Source organism: Defluviitoga sp. (genome assembly GCF_035349255.1).
Taxonomy (GTDB): domain Bacteria; phylum Thermotogota; class Thermotogae; order Petrotogales; family Petrotogaceae; genus Defluviitoga.
Genome location: NZ_DAOPSE010000004.1, coordinates 1 through 20,722, shown reverse-complemented (window position 1 = coordinate 20,722; position 20,722 = coordinate 1). Strand labels below are relative to the sequence as shown.

Below are 20,722 nucleotides of genomic sequence, written 5' to 3'. Positions count from 1 at the left end.
ATAAGGTTCTTCGTCTATTAACCAAATAGATGGGATATTGTTTGTGTAAATCTCTATTCTAGAATTGTTTTTAAATAATATTTTGTCTACAAAGAAAGGCGCCTGATCAATCTTGGCTTTTGATGTGGAATCAATGTAAAATACATCAAATTCTCTTAGTATTTTATCATATTCGATCCTTTTTTTCAAAACAGTTTGGAACTCCTCTTCCTTGCCTCCAATATTTTGCATTAAAAAATTGTAATCACTTGTTGAAAGCACACTCTTCGCGTTTTCTAACGAGGCACCCTTGTTAGCTAAAGTTCTTAATATATTGACCCATGTTTGTATTTCGAAAGAATCGCGGGCTAAAGAGTTTTCAACGTCTGTTATGAACGTCTTTTCGAAATACGACACTACTTCCTTATTCAAAGAATTAATATTCTTCTGAGTTGCTATATCCTTTACTATTACTTTAAAATACTCAGGAAAATCGCTACCTTGTATATCTTTTAAGAGATTTTCATATTTTTCTTGTTTTGTAGGCACTCGAAAAGTAATATAAGCCTGATCGAGAAATTCGTTTTGAATTTGGTTATACTGATTTTGAAAAAAAATGTAGAATATTAAGGTGTTAACTTCCATAATAACTGGATTATATATATTACGTTGTATAAGAGTGTTTGTGTTCTGTAATATTTCATCTTCAAAAGTTTCTATCTTCGATAAAAAATTGACGAGTATTTCTACAATTTCTTCAACTTCGTGAAGCGTTACAACACGTAATTCAGGTTTATATAACCCGAGCTGTATATTCATTGACTGAATTTCTTGCTTAATGTTTGTAAGATAATCTATAAATTCTTGTTTGCTATTTTCTATTTTTTCAACTTCTGAGGGATCCATTTCCGGAGAAACTCTAAAGTATGGAAGAAGATTTATGCTTCTCTCTAAAGTTAAATTAATGAAATCTTCTATTTTAGTAAGAGTTTGTTGAACTCTTCTTACAGTTAACGTTTGACGATAATATCCATTTGATTTAGAAAATAAAGTGTAGTAGATATTTTCAAAATTCTCGAGAGTATATGTATCTTGCAGAAACATACTTTTTAAATCATCTCTTATTTCTATATTTTCTAAATATTCATAAATACTAGACATCAAAGAATCGACATCGGTACTTTCTGAATAATTAATATCTCTGAGCAGTATTTCAACCTGTCCTCTTCTAACGTAGTCACCTTCTATATTGTAAATCAACTTATAAGGATTGTATTTTTCATCTATTGCTAAAGTTCTAAATTCCTCTAAACTTAATCCTCGTCTAATATTGTATGAAGAAGGTGCAATTTCTAGCTTTAATGACCATTCTTTTTTAAAATTTTTTGTAGTCCAAGTAGGTGGCCATTCATTGATTTCACTTGGAGCTTTTAAAGATGTTACAATCATCCAAGCAAAAGGCAATAACATCAAAATAGCTCCTGCGGCTAAAAGAATATAGACGACTAATTTCCACATAGTTTTTAAAAAATTACTGTAGTTCAAGAAGGTAACCTCCTTCAGGAATCGTAATAAACCTTTTTTTTGCTAGCTTTCATCTGTAGAAAGGTGAAAACTAAGGTAATACCAAACAATACATAAGCAGCAGCACTTGCTTCACCCATTCTTTGTTGATGGTAAAATTTGTCATAAATATAATAAACTAAAGTCATACCGCTATTATTATATGGGCCTGGCATTCCAACATAAAGTATGAAGATTTCATCAAAAACCTTAAAAGCACCGATCATGGCTACAATAATTATAAAAAATGTGGTTGGAGAAAGTAATGGTAGTGTAATATATCTAAACTTCTGAAAAGGAGAGGCTCCATCGACTTTAGCAGCCTCGTAATAACTCTTATCTATGTTTTGTAATCCAGCAAGGAAAATTATAGAATAATAACCAACCATCTTCCAAATAGAAATCATTGCGACGGTTGGAATAGTGTAAGCTTGATCTTTCAACCAACTGATTTTAGAAAATCCCATTTGAGTTAAGATATAATTTATTAATCCATTATCATTGAAAAGCCACTGCCAAACAAGTGATATTGCGACAACACTTGTAACAAATGGAATAAAGTAAATAGTCCGGAAAATTGCTTTACCATGTATTTCTTGATTTAACAAAAGTGCAATGATTAAAGCTAAAAATATAGTAATAGGTGTAGATAGCAAAACATAATATGTCGTATTCCATATAGCTTTAATAAATAAAGATTGTTGTTTTGCCAGAGCTAAGAAACTGATGATTTCAGCTACACCAAACCAGTAAAAAAAGGCATAAAAACCGATGAAGAGCAGTATCTTTAAGAATACTTTATTTGACTTCTGAGTTAAAAAATGTGAAGCAGCCAAGACAGTGTAAGTTATGACTTGAATTAATGAAATAGCGACATTTAAATAATTTGCAGAATTTGTTAAAAACAAGCTGATTAATCCCAAACAGCTCATAAGCACAACCAATATTTTTTGATAACGCTTTTCAATATTCTTAAAATCGAAGATAAGGTGCATAAGAAAGATGGAACTCATAACCAAAAGCAATGTATTAAAAAAAGCGGTATTAAATGAAATAGAAATAGGTTTATCTAATTTAAACAGTTTTATGTAGTTGTTAAAACCAATAAATATAGGATTATCTTGAGTTTGGAAATCCCACTTAAAGAAACTTAAATAAAAAGAATAAACGATAGGCCAAAAAACAAATAGTCCTAACACAACAAAAGAAGGTAACAAATACAAATAAGCGGAAAAGCTCTCTTTTAATTTTCTGTATTTTACAGGTTTTAATAATCTCTTACATATCAACTGAATTATCAACAACGCTATTATAATTAACCCAACGTATAATAAGATTGTAACTTCTGCATTTATAAACATATTATTCCTCCAATTTATAGACTTCAAAAAATAAGTAAATGTTTATAATACGTTGATTAATCCTTATTAATTATCTTTTTACATCTGTTTTGGATTTCTATTAATGTTTTGATAGTTTGCTCAAATTCTGTCTTCTCATAAATACCTTGCCTTAAAAAGCTGTTTATATTATCTATTTCATCTAGAGCAACATCGACTTTCTTATTTGAACCTCTTTTATAAGCTCCAACCTCAATTAAATCTTTCGCGTCTATGTAACTAGCATATATATCTTTAATAAATTTTGAAGCTTGTAGATGATCATCATTAGCAACGTCAGTCATAAGTCTGCTAACACTTGCCAATATATCTATAGGTGGATAATGAGAAGAATCTGCAAGTTTTCTAGAAAGTACTATATGCCCATCAACAATGCTTCTTACTGAATCACCAATAGGATCATTCATATCATCGGCTTCAACTAAAACAGTATAAATCGCAGTCATACTTCCCTCTTTGGAATTACCGGCCCTTTCTAAAATTTTAGGCATATTTGCAAACACACTTGGAGTGTATCCTCGTGTGGTGGGGGGTTCTCCAATAGAAAGGCCTATTTCTCGTTGTGCCATAGCCCATCTAGTAATTGAATCAACCATCAATAAAACATCATAACCCAAATCTCTAAAATACTCTGCTATTGTAGTCGCAGTATATAACGCTTTTACCCTTAATAAAGCGGGGGAGTCAGAAGTTGATACCACCACAACAGATCTTTTTAAACCTTCTTCTCCCAAGTCTTTTTCAATAAACTCTCTAACTTCTCTTCCACGTTCTCCAATTAAACCAATAACGTTTACATCAGCCGTAGTATTTCTTGCAATCATTCCAAGAAGAGTACTTTTACCTACCCCACTTCCTGCCATTATTCCAATTCGCTGCCCTTTTCCTAAAGTCAAAAAACCATCGATTGCCCTAACACCTACAGATAAAGGTTCCTTAATCCTTTTCCTTTGTAAAGGATTGGGAGCAGAAGAATATATGCTTCTATTTTCATAATATTTGATTTTGTTTCCGTCTATAGGTCTACCGATGCCATCTAATACATGTCCTAAGAGATCCGATCCTACTTTAATGGTAATTTTATCCTCCACCTTTTCAACAGGTGCACCTACATACAAACCTTCAACATCTTCCAGAGGCATTAACAAAACTTTGTTATCAGAAAATCCTACTGTTTCTGCTAAAACAGTTGTTTCATCTTTTAATTTAATTTTACACAAATCCCCTAAAGCGGAATTAGGTCCCGTTGACTCTATTGTTACGCCGATAATTCTACTTACTTTTCCTAATTGTGGAAATAAAGGGCGATTTTCAAGCCTTTTTTCAAAACTTTTCAACGATCTTTCAAAATTAACTTTCTTCATTTAAAGACCCTTCCAACATATTTAATATATCTTTAACAAATGTTTGAGGACTAAGATCAAGCACACCTTGATTGGTATCTAAAAAAATTTGATTATCGATCAATGAAGAATCTTCAATGATTTGAAAGTTGTTACCAAAAGTTTTAACGATTATTTGAAGGAATTCTTTGTTAAAGCTTGGACTTACTTTTAATGTAGCATCTTTAAACAAATACAGCTTTTTTTGTAAATCTTCAAAAGCAACTTCAACCCATTCAGGAAAAGATATATTTTCCTCAAAATACTTACCAACGACCATTTTTATAACTTCCTCACTAAAGGCACGTGCTTGATTCGATAACTCCCCTACATATATTTTGTACTCATTAGCGACCTTTTTTATTTCTTCATTTATTTTTATTAAGTGTTCTTCAAGGTTCTTTTGTTTTTTGTTAAAAAGCTCCATTTGTTCTTGTTTTATTTTATTGGCTTGTTGCTTTGCTTCCTCTACAATCTTTTCTGCTTCCTTTCTAGCTGAAGCAACAATTTCCTGTGCTTCTTTTTTAGCTTTTTTCAAAATTTCAGACTTCAACAACTCTTCCCGGTTTTTTAAGTTATTAATTTCTTCTTCTCTTGAATCTTTAATATCTATTTCAAAAGTCTTATCCAACACAACGTATTTATTATTAATAATTCTTTTATTCAATTAACTCTTCACCTGCCCCACCTCTTATGATGATTTCGCCGCTTTCTTCAAGCTTTCTTATTATATTAACAATTCGTTGCTGGGCTTCGTCAACGTCTCTAACCCTTACAGGTCCCATATAATCCAGTTCTTCTTGAATTATCTGAGCGGCTCTCTTAGACATATTCTTAAAAATAATTTCTTTAACTTCATCAGAGGCACCTTTCAGTGCAAGTGTCAAATCTTTGCTGTCAACCTCTCGCAAGACTCTTTGAATAGATCTATCATCTAACTTAGTGATGTCCTCAAAGACAAACATCCTTCTTCTTATCTCATCAGACAGTCTCGGGTCTCTTTCTGACAATTTTTCAAAAATTTTGTTACTCATGGCTCTATCAATATTATTCATTATTTCAGCTGATATATCAATTCCACCAACTTGCGAAAACGATTGAACGGTAAAAGCAGAGAGCCTATCCTTTAATTTATTTTCGATTTCTTTGACAACATCTGGATTTGAAGAATCCATAGTGGATATCCTTTTTATTACGTCAACTTGCAAATATTCTGGAAGTTCAGAGATCACTTTCGCTGCAACCTGTGGAGGAAGATAACAAAGTATCAAAGCAACTGTTTGAGGGTGTTCATTCTGCAAAACATTCACTAATTGTGCAACATCTACTTTTCGGAGAAAATCAAAAGGTTTGACTTGCAAATTTGAAACAAGTCTATCTATTATGTCTATAGCTCTTTCAGGACCAAAAGTCGTTTCCAAAAGTTTTTTGGCGTATTCAACGCCTCCGGTACTGAGATAATCTTTTGCTTTTGCATATTCATAAAATTCATTCAAAATAGCTTTTTGAACTTCTTCATCAATTTTGTCCAAATTAGCAATTTCCAAAGTCAATTCTTCCACTTCGGCATCGTCAAGTTTTTTAAGAACTTTACTTGCCTTTTCGGGACCTAAAAGAACTAACATTATAGCAGCTTTTTTCACTCCATCTAAACCTTTACCTTTATCTGCCATAGTAAATCTCCTTCTTAATTTTTCTCCCCTATTATCTTACTGACTCCTTAACCACATTTTAATAATCTCCGCAACCTCTTCAGGCTTACTATCAGCGAGTTCTTCAATTTCTTTCATTATCTTTTGTTCAGGAGTCAATTCTTGAGGTATTTTTCCAGCTTCCCTCATTGCTTCCTCAGCCTGCATTTCAAGCTGTTTTTTTCTCTCTTCAACTAATCGGGCTGCTTTTCTAGATTTCATAACTCTGTTAATAACAATTACTAAGACAATTAAAACTATTAAAGAGATAATCATTATAGTAATGTTTGCTATTCTCTTTCTCTTTTGTAAAAGTTCACTTTCTAACTGCGCTCTTAGAATTTCACTTTCCCTATTAAATGGCACATCTACGACGGAAATATTCGATTCCGGGGTACCTGAGGCTGTTGAGACACTTTTCAAAATTTGAGCTTTTAAATTTTCTGGATTTTCTACTCCTATACTTGAAAAATCGATAAAAACAGTGAAACTTTTGTTAGCAATTTGTCCTTGTTTATCTTCTACAGTTTTTCTATATATTTCATTCACATCGTAATTTGTAATAATATCAGTTTTACTGTAATACTCACCAGAATCTTGAGGGGTTTGGTAGGTATACGGTGGAATGTTCGAATCAACTCCTGGAATTCCACCTAAAGTAGACCTATTACCACTTTGTTCTGTACGTGTTTGTTGGCTTAAAATTATACCTTCCTCTTCTACAACGGGTTGTACCTTTCTTTCTTGTTGTTCAATTTTTTCCCAATTTAGATCTATTTCAGAAACTACAACTACATTTCCAAGGCCAAAAACAGATTGTAAACTACTTTCTAGCTTTTTAGAATAGTAATTCTCCACCTCTGTTTTTAGTTTAAATTTAGAGTTAGCACTTTCAATACCTTCTCCAATCATTACTTGCGAACTTAGGTCACGAGAATAATTATCAACAACTTTTACATTCTGAGGTTTTAACCCTTGAACAGATCCAGAGACTAAGTTAATAATAGCTTTAACCTGATCAGGAGAAATAGTTACACCTGGATTTAAAATCAAGAGAATAGAGGCAGATGGTTCTGGACTATCTCCAACTTGGTAATAAGTTCTAGGAGGGATAACTAAATGTACACGAGCTGCTTTAATGCCTTGGAGTGAAGATATACTTTTACTGAGTTCTCCTTCGAGAGCTATTTGGTAATTAACTTGCTTGTCGTAACTTGTTGCACCTAAACCTTGTTTCTGCAGAAGCTCATATCCCTGAACATTAAAACCTATAATACCTTGTGAAGCTAGTTTCATTCTTAGTTCTGCCACATTCTGATTTGCCACATAGATATTCCCAAAATTATCCACTTTATAGTAGATTCCCATTTCTTCTAGTATTTGTATAATATTTCCTGCACTTGCTTGATCTAACCCACCAATTAAGAAAGCATACTTTTTCCTAGTGGCTAGCAAGGAAAAAACTATTATTAAAACAATAATAGCTACAACTGATACAATATACAAAGTTTTTCTCTCTTTTTGTTGTTTATTCCACCACTCTTTAATTTTGAGAAAAAATTGTTCCATGCTCTCTCCTTCTATCTTACTCTAAATCCAATGTTTACACTTTTATTAAAAATCTCATAGCCTACAAACAGATCCAAATTTGAAATAGTATAATATCCTGAAAGTAAAAGTTTATCGTTACTTAAAGCAATTTTTGTGGTGAAATTTTTAGTCAATTGATGTTTGTATATTATCTGTGGATCTTCGAACACTGTTACAATAAAATTTTGCCATGGAAAACCAATTCTAAATATTATATCGTTTGGCACTGGATTCCCAGAAAAACCGAAAGCAAAATAGGTCCTTGGCGCATAAAGCAAAGAATAATCAAATCCAAAATCCAAAAAATCCCAGTCTGAAGCGGTTAATTTATTAATGTCTAAATCTAAAGATACACCTCCATATAACTCGAGTTTGCGATATGCTAACCCTCCGGCAAAATCTGTTGTTAAAGTATGATTTTTGTCAAAGTATATGCCTCCCTTTAAAAAATAAGGAGAATATATTTTAGTATTTTTATAGTTCTGCTGGGCATTCTTAACTTTTTGATAATATGCTTCCCCACCTGGTGAAATTACCCCACCCATTACAGCAGTTGGACCATCATGATAGGCTATAATTTGCAATTTTTCGTCATTAAACAATCTTCTTAGATATCCATGATATTCAAGAGCACCTTTCAGATTGTCATATGGATCAAACAGATTATAAACATAGACGTCAGTTGCTGTAATGTTTTTCATTTGCAGTAGTCCCATAGCATGAGATGAAGAAATAGCATGAGTATAATACCCTGATTCTACCGCCATCTGCCCTCCAATTAACGATCTAGGTTGTGACCAAACGGACTCGAGCAGTTTATTTGAATCCATTAGAGGATACTTACGAATCGAATATATTTCAATCCCCATCTCACCCAAATGGTTTACGTTATATTCAAAATAAGTTGTCGGTTTCATGAAAAAATAATCATACATATCATAAAAAGAAAAGATATGTACTACAATCATAAAGAATAAAACAGTTGATATCGTCTTTTTCACAACGAACACCCTCTAATAGGTAATTAAATTGGGTTGAACTTTTTGAACGATAGGGTTTACAGTGATTTTATTACTTCCATAATTATATCAGCAATTTTCTCACCAGTTTGTTCTGCAACCCTTAAAACTTCCTCGGCAGTAACTTCTTGCAATTGGTCTGGTACAGCTTTATCAGTGATTGCTGAAATCCCCAACAATTTAATTCCTGCATGTCTAGCGACTATAGCTTCAGGAACAGTGGACATTCCTACTAAATCGGCCCCAAAATTTCTCATCATTCTCATCTCAGCTGGAGTTTCAAAAGTTGGTCCGCTCAATCCCAAATAGACACCAGAATAAATTGGAATATTCAATTTCTTTGCGGCTTTGAAAGCTTCATTTACCAAAGACTTGGTGTATACTTCTGTCATATCTGGAAATCTTGGGCCCCAATCATCATAGTTTGGACCTATTAAAGGATTATCACCAAAGAAATTAATCTGATCAGTTATGATACACGGTATTCCTACCTGAAAATCTGGATTAAGAGTTCCTGCAGCATTAGTTATTATCAAATATTCAATAGCTAACTCTTGCATTACTCTAATAGGGAAAGTAACCTCTTTCATGGTGTAACCTTCATAATAATGAAACCTTCCATTCATCAACATAACGGTTTTATTTTGTAAATCTCCAATTAAGAGCTCACCTTTATGTCCTGGAGCTGTAGACACAGGAAAATTTGGTATTTCAGAATATGGGATAGAAATTGCATTTTTTAAATTGTCTGCAATTTTACCTAAACCTGATCCTAGGATGATAGCAATTTTCGGTTTTTTGTCTATCTTATCTTTTATGTACTGAGCTGCCTCGCGCACCTTTGCTACGTATTCCTTTATGTTCATATTTTTACCTCCTTAGGTAATATAGCCTATATATGGAAGATTTCTATACTTTTCATTATAATCTAAACCATAACCAACGACAAATATATCTTCTATAAAGAATCCCGGGAATTTTACATCTATTCCATGTTCATGTGCTTTTTTTATGACAATAGAAGTAACCTCAATTGAAAGTGGATTCTGTCTTTGAAGATACTTTATTATATATTTCAAAGTATTGCCTGTATCGATTATATCTTCAACGATTAATACATGTTTATTTTCTAAAGGTTCATCCAACCAGCTCTTTACTTTTACTACACCGGTAGTAATCTCACCCGCATAACTAGAAACTTGTATAAAATTATAAATTACATTTAAATTAATATTTCTAACCAAATCACTAAAATAATTTACAGATCCTTTTAAAACACATAAGGCAATAATTTCATCTGTTTTGCCTTTGTAATAATTTGTTATATCTCTTCCGATTTCTTTAACCTTTTGCTTGATCTCTTCTTCTTCAATTAGTACTTTAATTGCCATTACTGACCTCCTCTAATGCTATATTTATTAAATTATAACACTAATTTCGCCAGAATTAAATACTTTTATCTCTCCACTAGCATCTAAAATTTCTAGACAATCGGATTTAATATCTACTAACTCTCCAATCACAATTCTACCAGATAAAGTTTTTAATTTTACTTTGTCTCCTTTTTTTATATTTAAATTTTTTAACCAAATTTTAGTTAAATTAGAAATGGTTTTGGGCTTAAAGTACTTTAAATAGTAAGAATGGTAAGCTATATGATTTATTTCACTAAGAATCTTGTTTAAAGGTGCTTCTTTTCCAATTAGTTGTTTCAAAGAAACAGAGGTTGAAGCAATTTCTTCAGGAAGATCGTTGTTAACATTCATTCCAACCCCAACAATCACACAAGCCGGGTTATTTCCATTATAAATGCTTTCTCCCAAAATACCACAGATCTTTTTCTCCTCTACTAATATATCATTTGGCCATTTAATGATTGCATCAAGCTTGTACCTTTTTTTTAACAAATCAAGTACAGCCAATGAATACATTCTAACGTAATAAAAAGGGATCAAAGGTCTTTTCCGTGGCTTAAATAAAACAGAAAACCATAATCCTCCAAAAGGGGCATACCATTTATCTTTCTTTCTACCATATGCTTCTGTTTGTTCAAGTGCCCAAACGACTGTTTCGGAAGGAAGCTTGTGCCAATTTTCTTTTAAAAATTTATTGGTGGAAGTAACTTTATCCAAAGAAATAAGGTTATCTCCTATCATTTTTATAAAACCTCCGAAATATGATACTGATCTAGATTTGATCATAATAAAAAATCTTAGAAACAAAAATTAATTTAATTATCATTTAAACTATCTTTAAATGAAGAAGTAACAACAATTCAGAAAGCAGCACAACTCTATTTTACCACACCTAGTTAAAATTCTAAATTGTGTAGTTATTATGATATAATAATATTGTTTGGTTGTGATTCAAAAATTGGGTTATTGTGTGTTATTCATGATCTATGTTTAACAGTGTTTTAGAAAAAATTAAAAGCGATAAGATTGGAGTTATTAATAATACTTTTATAATACTTTTGATTTGACTAGGGACTAAAATTTTAATAATATCCGCGTTTTTTATTAGATTCAGAACAATAACCGTGTATAACTAGTGCAAATAAACGTCTGAAATATAATTAAAATTGGAGGTTACGCATAATTTCATGGGAGCTTTTAAGATAGCTTTGTTTGAAGAGAAAAAAGAGAGAATGAAGAGTTTCGAATTTTATATAACCATCTGTTATATATGTTTACTTATCATTGGATACTTCTCGGTTAAAAGTGCTGTTTTGAATAGTTCATTAGAAGGAATAGAAAAGCAACAATTAATGTGGATAATAATTGGAATATGTGGCTTCTTTGTTGCAATGTTCATTCCTGATAGATTTATCAAAATGATCTCTCCTTTTTTATTTTATTTAACCTTTCTTTTACTAATATTGGTTCTTTTGATGCCTCCAGTAAGTGGTTCTAGAAGATGGATTAGGATAGGACCCATTGGATTTCAACCATCTGAAATTTTCAAAATAGCTCTAATTGTTTATTTTAGTTACATTCTATCAGAAAAAAATCTAAAGATCTTTTATTTTGCAACGTTTATTACATTAATCTCCGCTGTTCTTTTGTATAAAGAGCCAGATTTTAGCACTGCTATCATAGTACTTATGACATGGTTTGTTTTAGTTTTCGTGTCAGGAAAATTCGAAAAATTATGGCAATATTCGTTAGGTTTAGCTCTGGTAGGTGCTCCTATAATTTTTCTTAACATGAAGGAATATCAAAAAGGTAGAATTCTTGGTTTTTTATTTCCTGAACAATATGCATTAACTTATTTTTACAATACTGAACAGGCAATGAAAGCGATTGGATCAGGTGGATGGTTTGGCAGAGGTTACATGAATGGATATATGAATTTAAGCGGCTTAGTCCCTGAAAGCCAAACAGATTTCATACTTTCAGTTATAGGGGAAGAGTTTGGGTTTATAGGTATATCTTTGTTAATTTTACTGTATGCAATAATAATTTGGAGACTTTACGTTGGATACAAAAACAACGACGATCTTTTCTGGAAATATTTTTATGTAGGATCAGCGTTTCTCATCTTCTTCCACGTTTTTCAAAATATTGGAATGAACTTAGGACTGCTACCTGTTACGGGAATTCCTTTGCCATTGGTTTCCTACGGAGGAACGTCTGTTTTAACTTTTTCGTTAATCTTAGGTTTAGCGGCAAAGGGATTGATGTTTGAAAAGCAAATAACGAGGTGAGTAAATTGAAACTTATAGAAACATTACCCAACATTAGTGAAGGGAAAAACAGTGAGTTAATCAGACAAATCAAGAACCTCGCAGATAATTACGAAAAAGTATGGTTTATCTCTTGTAAAAGCGATGAATACTTTAATAGAAGTTTTATAAGCATAGTTGGAGATTTATCTGAAATTGATAAATTTTTGTATGAAACAATAAAAATTTGCATCGAAAAAATTGATCTAACCGAGCATTCAGGCCACCATCCTAGAATTGGTGCTGTAGACGTTGTTCCTATCGTTCCTCTTATAGGAGTGACTTTTGAAGAAGCTAACCAGTTAGTAGAAAAACTGGCTCAAAAAGTTTCTAGTGACTTTGATTTACCTATTTATCTTTATGAAAAATCTGCCCATAATAAAGAGAGACAAAATATAAACAATATAAGAAAAGGCGGTTTTGAATTTTTAGAAAAAAAGATGAAACTACCTGAGTGGAAACCTGATTATGGCCCTTCAAAACCTCATCCTACTGCGGGAGCAACAATAATCGGTGTGAGAGACTTTTTAATAACTCTCGATTTTCATGTTAACACAACTGATAGGTGGTTAGCCGAACAAATACAACAAGAATTATCATTATACGCCCCTGTAAACGTTTTTTTGGTAAGAAAACAGAATGGAAAATTTTCAATTAGTATCAACGCAAAAGAAGGAGAAATTTCTCTTTATTTGTTATACAGCCAAGTTCAAAAAGTCATTCACCATTTTGGATGTGAGATAGAAAGAGTTTCACTTCCAACTCCTGTTACCGGAAAAGTCTTTTTAAATTCCTTTAAAACACTAGTTGGAAATCTAGATGGAGAATTATTTACTATAGAAGAAAAACTCTTAATGAACAGTCAACTAGGCAAATTCAAAAATTCAAAAAATTAGTATCATGACAAGAATCATAGTAATTGGCCCTCTAAAAACCAAGTTTATAATAAATGGGGTAAATCAATACTTAAAATGGATTGAGAAATATGAAAAAGTGGAATTAATACAGATTCCACTTTCTGGTGATTTAAATATAATGCCGCCAAAAAACTACAAGGATAAAGATTTTGAAAAAATTCAAAAATATTTAACCGATTCATATAACATAGTATTGGACGAAAATGGGGATAACTTAACATCAGTAGAACTAGCTCAGTTTTATGATAATATAAAAAGCACTTGCGGGAAAAAACATATAAGTTTTTTTATAGGAGGACCTTTGGGTCATTCTGAGAAAATTTTTGAATATTCGGACAAAACATTTTCGCTTTCAAAACTAACCTTTACACACGAAATTGCTACATTGATCCTGTTAGAACAACTTTTTAGAGCCAATAAAATCTTGAACAATGAACGGTATCATTATTAATTGTTCATGTTGATAACAAATGAAGATGAAAGGAGGCATGCACACTTAAATCGTAAATGGATGTGTGCTAATAAGCATGGAAAAAATGGCTATTGTTGGAGCTCAATGGGGAGATGAAGGGAAGGGAAAAGTCGTTAATTACTTCTCTGATAATTTTGAATGGATAGTCCGCTTTTCTGGAGGAGCAAACGCAGGACATACGATATATTATAAAGGCAAAAAATACGTTAATCATTTGTTACCATCAATAAAACCAAATTCTGACGCAAAAGGTTTTTTGGGTGCAGGAATGGTTTTAGATTTGGAAAAATTAGCAGACGAACTAAACATCTTAGAATCTGACTTCCCAGGTATTTCATCCCGATTTTATATAGATCCAGAAGTGTTCCTTGTTCTTCCTTGGCATAAAGAAGAAGATGAAATCATTGAATCAATGAGAAAAAACCCTATAGGAACTACTAAAAGAGGTATAGGTCCTGCATATACAGATAAAGTCTCAAGGGAAGGAATAAAGCTTTACTATTTATTCGATGAAAATTTATTAAAAGAAAGGTTAGAAGATATATATTACCTAAAACATAATTATTACGGAGATAATTTAAAAACTACAAAAGAAGAAGTTTTTGATTATTTAATCAATGCAAAAAGTAAGCTAGAAAAACTAAATATTAATTACGCAAGCGCAATAGAAATGGGAAGAGTTTTTAGAAACACCTCTGTATTATTTGAAGGGGCCCAAGGTGTTTTGCTGGATTTAGATTTTGGAACTTATCCTTTTGTCACCTCCTCTCCTTGCATGGCCCATGGAGTATCTACTGTTGGATTTTCAACTTTTGAGCTTGACAATGTCTACGGCGTACTAAAAGCATACACAACTCGTGTAGGTGAAGGTCCATTCCCGACAGAGATTTTTGGTGATGAGGCTGAAAACATAAGAAAAAAAGGTGGTGAATATGGTGCTACCACAGGAAGGCCTCGAAGAATAGGATGGTTGGATTTACCTGCTTTAAGATACGCCAAAATTAGATCTGGTTTAACAGGTTTAGTAATAACAAAAGCTGATGTGCTTAACTGTCTTGGAAAAATTAAAGTTTGTACCAAATATTCAATAAAAGGAGAAATTAAAGAGACACCGTCATCTTCTTATGATTTCTTTGTCGCTGAACCTATCTATGAAGAACTTGAGGGTTGGCACGATACCAAGGACATAAACTTTCTAAAGTTTATTTCGTTTATTGAAGAACAAACTGCGATAGATATTGACTATATATCGTATGGTCCAAAAACTGAAGAAATGTGCACCAAAAATAATTTAATTTTAAATATAAACAAATGATTTAAGTTGAAGCTAATCTTAGTCAGCAGCCCTTTCTAAAATTAGATTTTAAGAATGTTAGTTATGTTAGAATAATTTCTAAATGTGAGGGATAAAAATGAAAGTAATTACTTCTTCAGAAGCCAAGCGTCTCGATGAGGCGACAATAATGAAAGGAATATCTGAAGAAACGCTCATGGAACAAGCAGCTTTTGCAGTTGCAGACGTTGCAGAAACCTTTTACCCTTTTTCCATACTCTCCATAGTAGGAAAGGGAAACAATGGAGGAGATGGAATAGCAGCAGCACGAATTTTAAAAAATAGAGGATACAACGTTGAAATTTTAATTATAGGAGATCCTTCAGAAGGTAGCAAAGGTTTCAAAAAACAGTTGGAAATTGCCGAAAAATATGAAATAAAAATATATAAATATGGCGAAGAGCATGTTGACTACTTGTATTATGATTTAATAATCGATGGATTGATAGGTTTAGGTTTAAAGGGAACAATTGAAGGAGAAATGAAAGAAGTAATAGAAAAAATCAACAATTCAAGTGCAAAAATTATTTCTATTGATATTCCTTCAGGAATTGATTCAGATTCAGGAGAAATAAAGGGAGTAGCCGTAAAAGCCGATCAAACAGTAACTTTTGGTGCCCTAAAATTTGGTCATCTCCTTCATCCAGGGAAAGAATATTGTGGACAGATAAAAATTGCTCCTCTTTCCTTCGACAATTTGTTTATGGAAAGTTTAAACAGAGACCTCATTGAAGAAAAAATGGTAAAAAAGTTGCTTCCTAGACGACCTGAAGATTCCCACAAATACACATTTGGAACAGTTTTAATACTTGCAGGGAGTTCTAAATATCCAGGAGCACCCATTCTCTGTGCAATAGGTGCTCAGAGAAGCGGTGCTGGATTAGTGAGATTAATTACACCTGGAGATTCCTCTGAAATTCTTTCTCTAGAACCTTCTATAATCTATAGATCACTAAATAAAGATTATTTTGAAGAGAAAGATATTTCAACTGTAAGATCTGATATCGAAAAAGCTAATGTTATATTGTTGGGACCAGGAATGACAGAAAAAGCTCTCGATTTTGTCATAAAAATTGTTGAAAATTATATGGATTCAAAACTTATTTTACTAGATGCAGAGGCAATACAGATATTAAGAGAAAAATCTAAATTAAACAAAAACTGTATAATAACACCACATGTCGGAGAATTACAAAAAATATATAAAAATCTTAAAAATGATATATTGTCTTTAGAAGAATTAGCAAAAAGAATAAATACAAACGTTGTTTTCAAATCCTCCACCACTATTATTACCAATGGAGAAAAAACTTATTTCAACGTCGAAGGTAACACAAGTTTGGCTAAAGGTGGTTCTGGAGATCTATTATCTGGAGTAATAGCATCCTTTATGGCACAAGGATTAAATCCTTTAGATGCTGCTATCCTTGGAACATATATTGTATATAAAACTGCTAGAGACTTATCCATTGAGCATACCAGTTATTATGTAACTCCAATTCTAATAGCAAACAATTTGTACAAGACATTTTCTGAAATTAAAAACCGATAGATCAATTATTTTTATGAATATAAGATAAAAACTAAAACGCCCAAAGTGGGCGTTTTTTAAAAGACAACTGATAACAGGAGGCGAGAATAATAGTCTACATAATATCAGGAGCCGAAAAAAGAAGTCCTTTAGATTTCTACAAAAATCAAATTCTTAAGGCTTCAATAACAATAGCGTGTGATTCTGGAGTCCAAATATATAGAGAGTTAAACATACCGTCTCAATATTTAATAGGTGATTTAGACTCAGCAAATCCTGAAGACATAAAATGGGCTAGTGAGAATAGAACCACGATTATTACCTATCCGAGAGAAAAAGATGAAATTGACACAGAACTGGCATTAATGTTTATAAAAGAAAAAAAAGAAAGGGATGTAGTTATTTCATGTGTTTTTGGAAACAGAATAGATCAAGAAATTGCTACCGTTTATCTTTTGGCTCAATACATAGAACTAAACCCAGTCATTCTAGAAGCCAATATAAAAGTTGGGGTCGTCGATGATTATGCGGTTGAGGAGGCAATACCTGGTGAGACATGGTCTATAATTAGAATAGGAGAACCAGTTGAAGGTTTAACTCTAAAAGGCTTTAAATATCCTTTAAATAATGAAAACTTAGATCATTTTAAATCTTTAGGAATAAGCAATCAAGCCACGGAAAATAAAGTGACAATTTCTGTAAAAAAAGGTAAAGTTGCATATTTTAGATGGATTAATACTCAGTGGTGAAAGTTGAAAAATTATTGAAAAGTTCACACTTTGCTTTGAAACATCATCAATAAGGATTTCTGAGCAATTAGACTTAAAAATAAAAATATAGTATAATAGGGAAAATGAAATAGTTGTTTTTTTCTCAAAACTAATTTTCAATGTGTGTCCCTATAATCTCTAACGTGGGCTCCGTTCGTTCGGTAGAGACGACCTAGATGGGCGTCTCTACCCCAAAAAAGTATCAACAGTAACATTAGGAGGAAAATAATGAAGATTACCAGTGCAAAGTTAATAAAAACAGTCTATGATGTAAAAGACCTTCCCCCATCAGATAAAAAAGAAGTTGCCTTTGCAGGAAGGTCGAACGTTGGAAAGTCTAGCTTTTTAAACACAGTTCTAGGAATAAAAACAGCAAAAGTAAGTTCAACACCCGGCAAAACCCGTTCTATAAACTATTATTTAGTAAATGGCAAATATTACTTTGTAGACCTTCCAGGGTATGGTTTTGCTAAAGTCTCAAAGCAGGAAAAAGAAAGATGGGGAATACTACTTGAGGAATATTTTAACAACAAATACAATTTAGATATGGTATTTTTACTCTTAGACCACAGGCATTTACCTCAAGAATTAGACTACGTAATGATTGAATGGCTTAGAGATTTAGGTATACCTTTTATAATTATCTTAACAAAAGTCGACAAATTAAAAGCATCTGAAAGAAAAAAGATGCAGCAACAAATAAAAACTAGTTTGTCTGTATATGGTGACTACATCTATATACCCTTTTCTTCAAAAACAAAAGAGGGAGTAAAAGAAGTGTTAGACTTATTCTCAAAAATTTTAGGCGAAAGTTTAAATGTTTCAAATAATATCGCTGAGATCTAAATTGATTGATATATATTTTCAAAGCGGAGGCGTATAATTATGCTTTTTGAAAGAACCAAAATTATTCCGGGTGAAGTTTCATACTCAAATATTTCGCAAATATTAAATTCGAAATATTTAAGAGAATTGATAATTGAGATAATTGATGATGCAGAACAGTCACATAACAGTTTTCAAACCTTTTTTCAACTGTTCTTAAAAAATCCAGAAAAAACCTCGATATCTGAAAAGTACGATATAGAACAAATTGTACAGTTACTTTTAGCTCTTTCAGCCAATACTTTAGAAAGTTTAGACGCATCTACATACTTTAGTTTTCCAAAATTAGTACCTTATCGTCATATGTTAACAATGTTCATTGAGAATACCTTTAACCTTTGGCGGGCTAAACATCGATTCATGACAAAAAAAGATCCCTTTAGCGACGATCCAAAAACCAGGATTCATAAACAAATTACCCTTATAAAAAATAATTATGACTTAAAAAGTTTGGTACTAGAAACATACAGGCAAATACTTATAAATGTTTCAGACAAAAGAACAAAAATATTAAGACAACTCCCTAGTGGAGCCCAAGCAAATTTTACGCTTGACCAGATAGATTTTGAACCACAAGCAAAGATTAAAAATGCAGATTTTCTGTACGAAATGTATTTTGTTTGGAGTGTTATATTAGAACCTCCTGTAATTTTTTACACACGTTCAAACAAAAGAAGCGGACTCTTTAAGGTTGTCGATAAGCCTATATTACATAAAGTTAATATTGAAAATCCGGATGATTGGTTAGTATTTCCTATTTATGTACACACCAAACTCATATATGTTGTTGTTTACAAAGAATATTTTGCACTAGCTGCAGGATTAGCTAATTTATTTGAATTTGCGAACTTTGGAACTTTAAAATTCGAAAAACCTGATGGCATTTATATTTTTGGTATAGATAAAAGTTTCTTTGAAAATGAAAAAGATTTCAATGGAATAATATATAGAGAAGATGATGGGACATATGTAGCTCTTGTTGGTAATGATCCTTCTATTGATTACTTTGGTTACATGAAGAAAATGATACTGACAATCCATAACTTGCTTGTAATTGATGAAGGTAGATTGCCCATACATGGCGCCTTGGCTGAAGTAAAGTTAAAAGATAAGACCTCATATAATATAATGCTAGTAGGTGATAGCGGTGCAGGAAAATCAGAAACGCTTGAAGCACTAACCCGAATCAAAGAGCAAGTTTCAAGAGTTACCATTATTATTGATGATATGGGTTCACTTGACATTTTAGAAGATGGAACAGTTGTTGCTTACGGAACTGAAACAGGGGCATTCGTAAGACTCGACGATTTACAACCTAGCTATGCCTACTCAACAATGGATAGAAGTATTTTTATGAATCCAAACGAAACAAATGCAAGAGTAATTGTTCCATATTCTAATTACGATGAAATTATAAAACCAACTAAAATAGATTTTTTCTTTTATGCAAACAATTATGAATCCTTGGACGAAAAACATGAAGTAATAGAATTTTTTGATGACATAGAACAAGCATTGGAAGTTTTTTCACACGGAGCAAGAATGGCAAAAGGAACAACGTCAGAAAAAGGGTTAACTCATAGTTACTTTGCCAATCCTTTTGGTGCTGTACAAAGAAGAGAAAAGCACGAAAAAATTGCTAGAAAATACATGGAAGCAATGATGAAAAGTGGTGTAAAAGTTGGAACGTTACGAACACAATTAGGAATAAATGGTTTCGAAGAAGAAGGACCCATGATTGCAGCAAAAACTCTTCTAAACTATTTAAAAGCTAACAAAGAGAATAACGTCGAGCAAGAAATAACACCGCATTTAACAAAAAGCAAGTAAATATACAAGTAAATATAGAGGTGAATAAAAAACAAATGTCTGATTTAGCAAAAAAATGTGCGAAATTTATTTACATATCAAAAAAGATCGCAGTTTTAAGCGGAGCAGGTATGTCTACTAATGCTGGCATACCTGACTTCCGTGGGCCCAATGGTATATATACAAAAGCTAATATTGAAGATCCTGAGAGCATATTTGATATAAGCTACTTCTATGAAGACTCTTCATTATTCTACAAATTTCACAGAACTTTTTTAGACATGATTGAACAAGCAGAGCCAACTTTCACACATAAATTTTTAGTAAAATTGGAAGAAGAAGGAAAAATCGAGGGAATTATAACTCAAAATATTGATTCTTTACACCAAAAAGCCGGCTCAAAAAAAGTGTATGAAATACACGGAGGTTGTTGGGATAACTATTGCATAAAATGTGGGGAATACTATTCACAGCAAGAACTTATTCAAAAAATGCATGGAGAAACTATACCAAAATGCGATATATGTGGTGGAACTATAAAACCTGATATCGTCTTTTTTGGAGAACCCGTAAAATACCTAGGTGTTTCAGAAAAAATAATGTCACGTTCAGACTTAGTACTTGTCCTTGGCTCATCATTAACTGTTATGCCAGCTG

Annotated in this window: 18 protein-coding genes and 1 pseudogene; 9 read left to right on the top strand and 10 right to left on the bottom strand. The window is 32.2% G+C overall.

What is annotated here, in order from left to right; translation table 11 throughout:
* The 10 genes and pseudogenes from PKN74_RS02010 to PKN74_RS01965 form a co-directional block, all read right to left on the bottom strand.
* Nucleotides 1–1,524, bottom strand: a pseudogene (locus PKN74_RS02010) (hypothetical protein); the annotation flags it as partial.
* Nucleotides 1,525–1,538: 14 nt separating this feature from the next.
* Complete coding sequence (locus PKN74_RS02005) at nucleotides 1,539–2,903, bottom strand: carbohydrate ABC transporter permease (protein WP_472308082.1); 1,365 nt, start codon at nucleotides 2,901–2,903, stop codon at nucleotides 1,539–1,541.
* Nucleotides 2,904–2,959: 56 nt separating this feature from the next.
* On the bottom strand, nucleotides 2,960–4,306 hold the full coding sequence (gene fliI / locus PKN74_RS02000; protein WP_472308080.1) for a flagellar protein export ATPase FliI: 1,347 nt from the start codon (nucleotides 4,304–4,306) through the stop codon (nucleotides 2,960–2,962).
* Nucleotides 4,293–4,991, bottom strand: a complete 699-nt coding sequence (locus PKN74_RS01995) for an HrpE/YscL family type III secretion apparatus protein (protein WP_472308078.1) — start codon at nucleotides 4,989–4,991, stop codon at nucleotides 4,293–4,295. The genes fliI and PKN74_RS01995 overlap by 14 nt, the downstream gene beginning before the upstream one ends.
* Nucleotides 4,984–5,997, bottom strand: a complete 1,014-nt coding sequence (fliG, locus tag PKN74_RS01990) for a flagellar motor switch protein FliG (protein ID WP_472308076.1) — start codon at nucleotides 5,995–5,997, stop codon at nucleotides 4,984–4,986. Before fliG ends, PKN74_RS01995 begins: the two co-directional genes overlap by 8 nt.
* A 36-nt stretch (nucleotides 5,998–6,033) precedes the next feature.
* Nucleotides 6,034–7,584: a flagellar basal-body MS-ring/collar protein FliF gene (gene fliF, locus PKN74_RS01985; RefSeq protein ID WP_472308074.1), complete on the bottom strand. Its 1,551-nt coding sequence runs from the start codon at nucleotides 7,582–7,584 to the stop codon at nucleotides 6,034–6,036.
* An 11-nt stretch (nucleotides 7,585–7,595) separates the two neighbouring features.
* Nucleotides 7,596–8,606, bottom strand: coding sequence for a lytic transglycosylase domain-containing protein (locus PKN74_RS01980; RefSeq protein WP_472308072.1), 1,011 nt, complete (start codon nucleotides 8,604–8,606; stop codon nucleotides 7,596–7,598).
* A 56-nt stretch (nucleotides 8,607–8,662) separates the two neighbouring features.
* The gene (locus PKN74_RS01975; protein ID WP_472308070.1) at nucleotides 8,663–9,490 is read right to left on the bottom strand and encodes a purine-nucleoside phosphorylase; all 828 of its coding nucleotides are present in this window, start codon (nucleotides 9,488–9,490) and stop codon (nucleotides 8,663–8,665) included.
* Nucleotides 9,491–9,502: 12 nt separating this feature from the next.
* The gene (hpt, locus tag PKN74_RS01970) at nucleotides 9,503–10,015 is read right to left on the bottom strand and encodes a hypoxanthine phosphoribosyltransferase (protein WP_472308068.1); all 513 of its coding nucleotides are present in this window, start codon (nucleotides 10,013–10,015) and stop codon (nucleotides 9,503–9,505) included.
* Between the two features lie 27 nt (nucleotides 10,016–10,042).
* Nucleotides 10,043–10,780, bottom strand: a complete 738-nt coding sequence (locus tag PKN74_RS01965; protein WP_472308066.1) for a biotin--[acetyl-CoA-carboxylase] ligase — start codon at nucleotides 10,778–10,780, stop codon at nucleotides 10,043–10,045.
* A gap of 446 nt (nucleotides 10,781–11,226) precedes the next feature.
* Between PKN74_RS01965 and PKN74_RS01960 the strand changes: the two genes are divergently transcribed.
* From PKN74_RS01960 to PKN74_RS01920, 9 genes are all read left to right on the top strand, one after another.
* Nucleotides 11,227–12,330, top strand: a complete 1,104-nt coding sequence (locus PKN74_RS01960) for an FtsW/RodA/SpoVE family cell cycle protein (RefSeq protein ID WP_472308064.1) — start codon at nucleotides 11,227–11,229, stop codon at nucleotides 12,328–12,330.
* A 5-nt stretch (nucleotides 12,331–12,335) separates the two neighbouring features.
* Nucleotides 12,336–13,244 carry a hypothetical protein gene (locus PKN74_RS01955; protein WP_472308062.1) on the top strand — a complete coding sequence of 303 codons (909 nt, stop codon included), beginning with the start codon at nucleotides 12,336–12,338 and terminating at the stop codon, nucleotides 13,242–13,244.
* 4 nt (nucleotides 13,245–13,248) lie between these two features.
* A complete protein-coding gene (locus tag PKN74_RS01950) occupies nucleotides 13,249–13,716 on the top strand; it encodes a 23S rRNA (pseudouridine(1915)-N(3))-methyltransferase RlmH (RefSeq protein ID WP_472308060.1) in 468 nt (155 codons plus the stop codon).
* Between the two features lie 76 nt (nucleotides 13,717–13,792).
* On the top strand, nucleotides 13,793–15,052 hold the full coding sequence (locus PKN74_RS01945) for an adenylosuccinate synthase (RefSeq protein WP_472308058.1): 1,260 nt from the start codon (nucleotides 13,793–13,795) through the stop codon (nucleotides 15,050–15,052).
* Between the two features lie 97 nt (nucleotides 15,053–15,149).
* The gene (locus tag PKN74_RS01940) at nucleotides 15,150–16,622 is read left to right on the top strand and encodes an NAD(P)H-hydrate dehydratase (protein WP_472308056.1); all 1,473 of its coding nucleotides are present in this window, start codon (nucleotides 15,150–15,152) and stop codon (nucleotides 16,620–16,622) included.
* A gap of 86 nt (nucleotides 16,623–16,708) precedes the next feature.
* Complete coding sequence (locus PKN74_RS01935; protein ID WP_472308214.1) at nucleotides 16,709–17,350, top strand: thiamine diphosphokinase; 642 nt, start codon at nucleotides 16,709–16,711, stop codon at nucleotides 17,348–17,350.
* Nucleotides 17,351–17,599: 249 nt separating this feature from the next.
* Nucleotides 17,600–18,217 carry a ribosome biogenesis GTP-binding protein YihA/YsxC gene (gene yihA, locus PKN74_RS01930; protein ID WP_472308054.1) on the top strand — a complete coding sequence of 206 codons (618 nt, stop codon included), beginning with the start codon at nucleotides 17,600–17,602 and terminating at the stop codon, nucleotides 18,215–18,217.
* Between the two features lie 39 nt (nucleotides 18,218–18,256).
* Entirely contained in the window at nucleotides 18,257–20,086 is a 1,830-nt protein-coding gene (locus PKN74_RS01925) for a P-loop NTPase family protein (protein WP_472308052.1), read from the top strand.
* Between the two features lie 35 nt (nucleotides 20,087–20,121).
* Nucleotides 20,122–20,722 (top strand): SIR2 family NAD-dependent protein deacylase (locus PKN74_RS01920; RefSeq protein WP_472308050.1); only part of this gene is annotated, 601 nt, incomplete at its 3' end.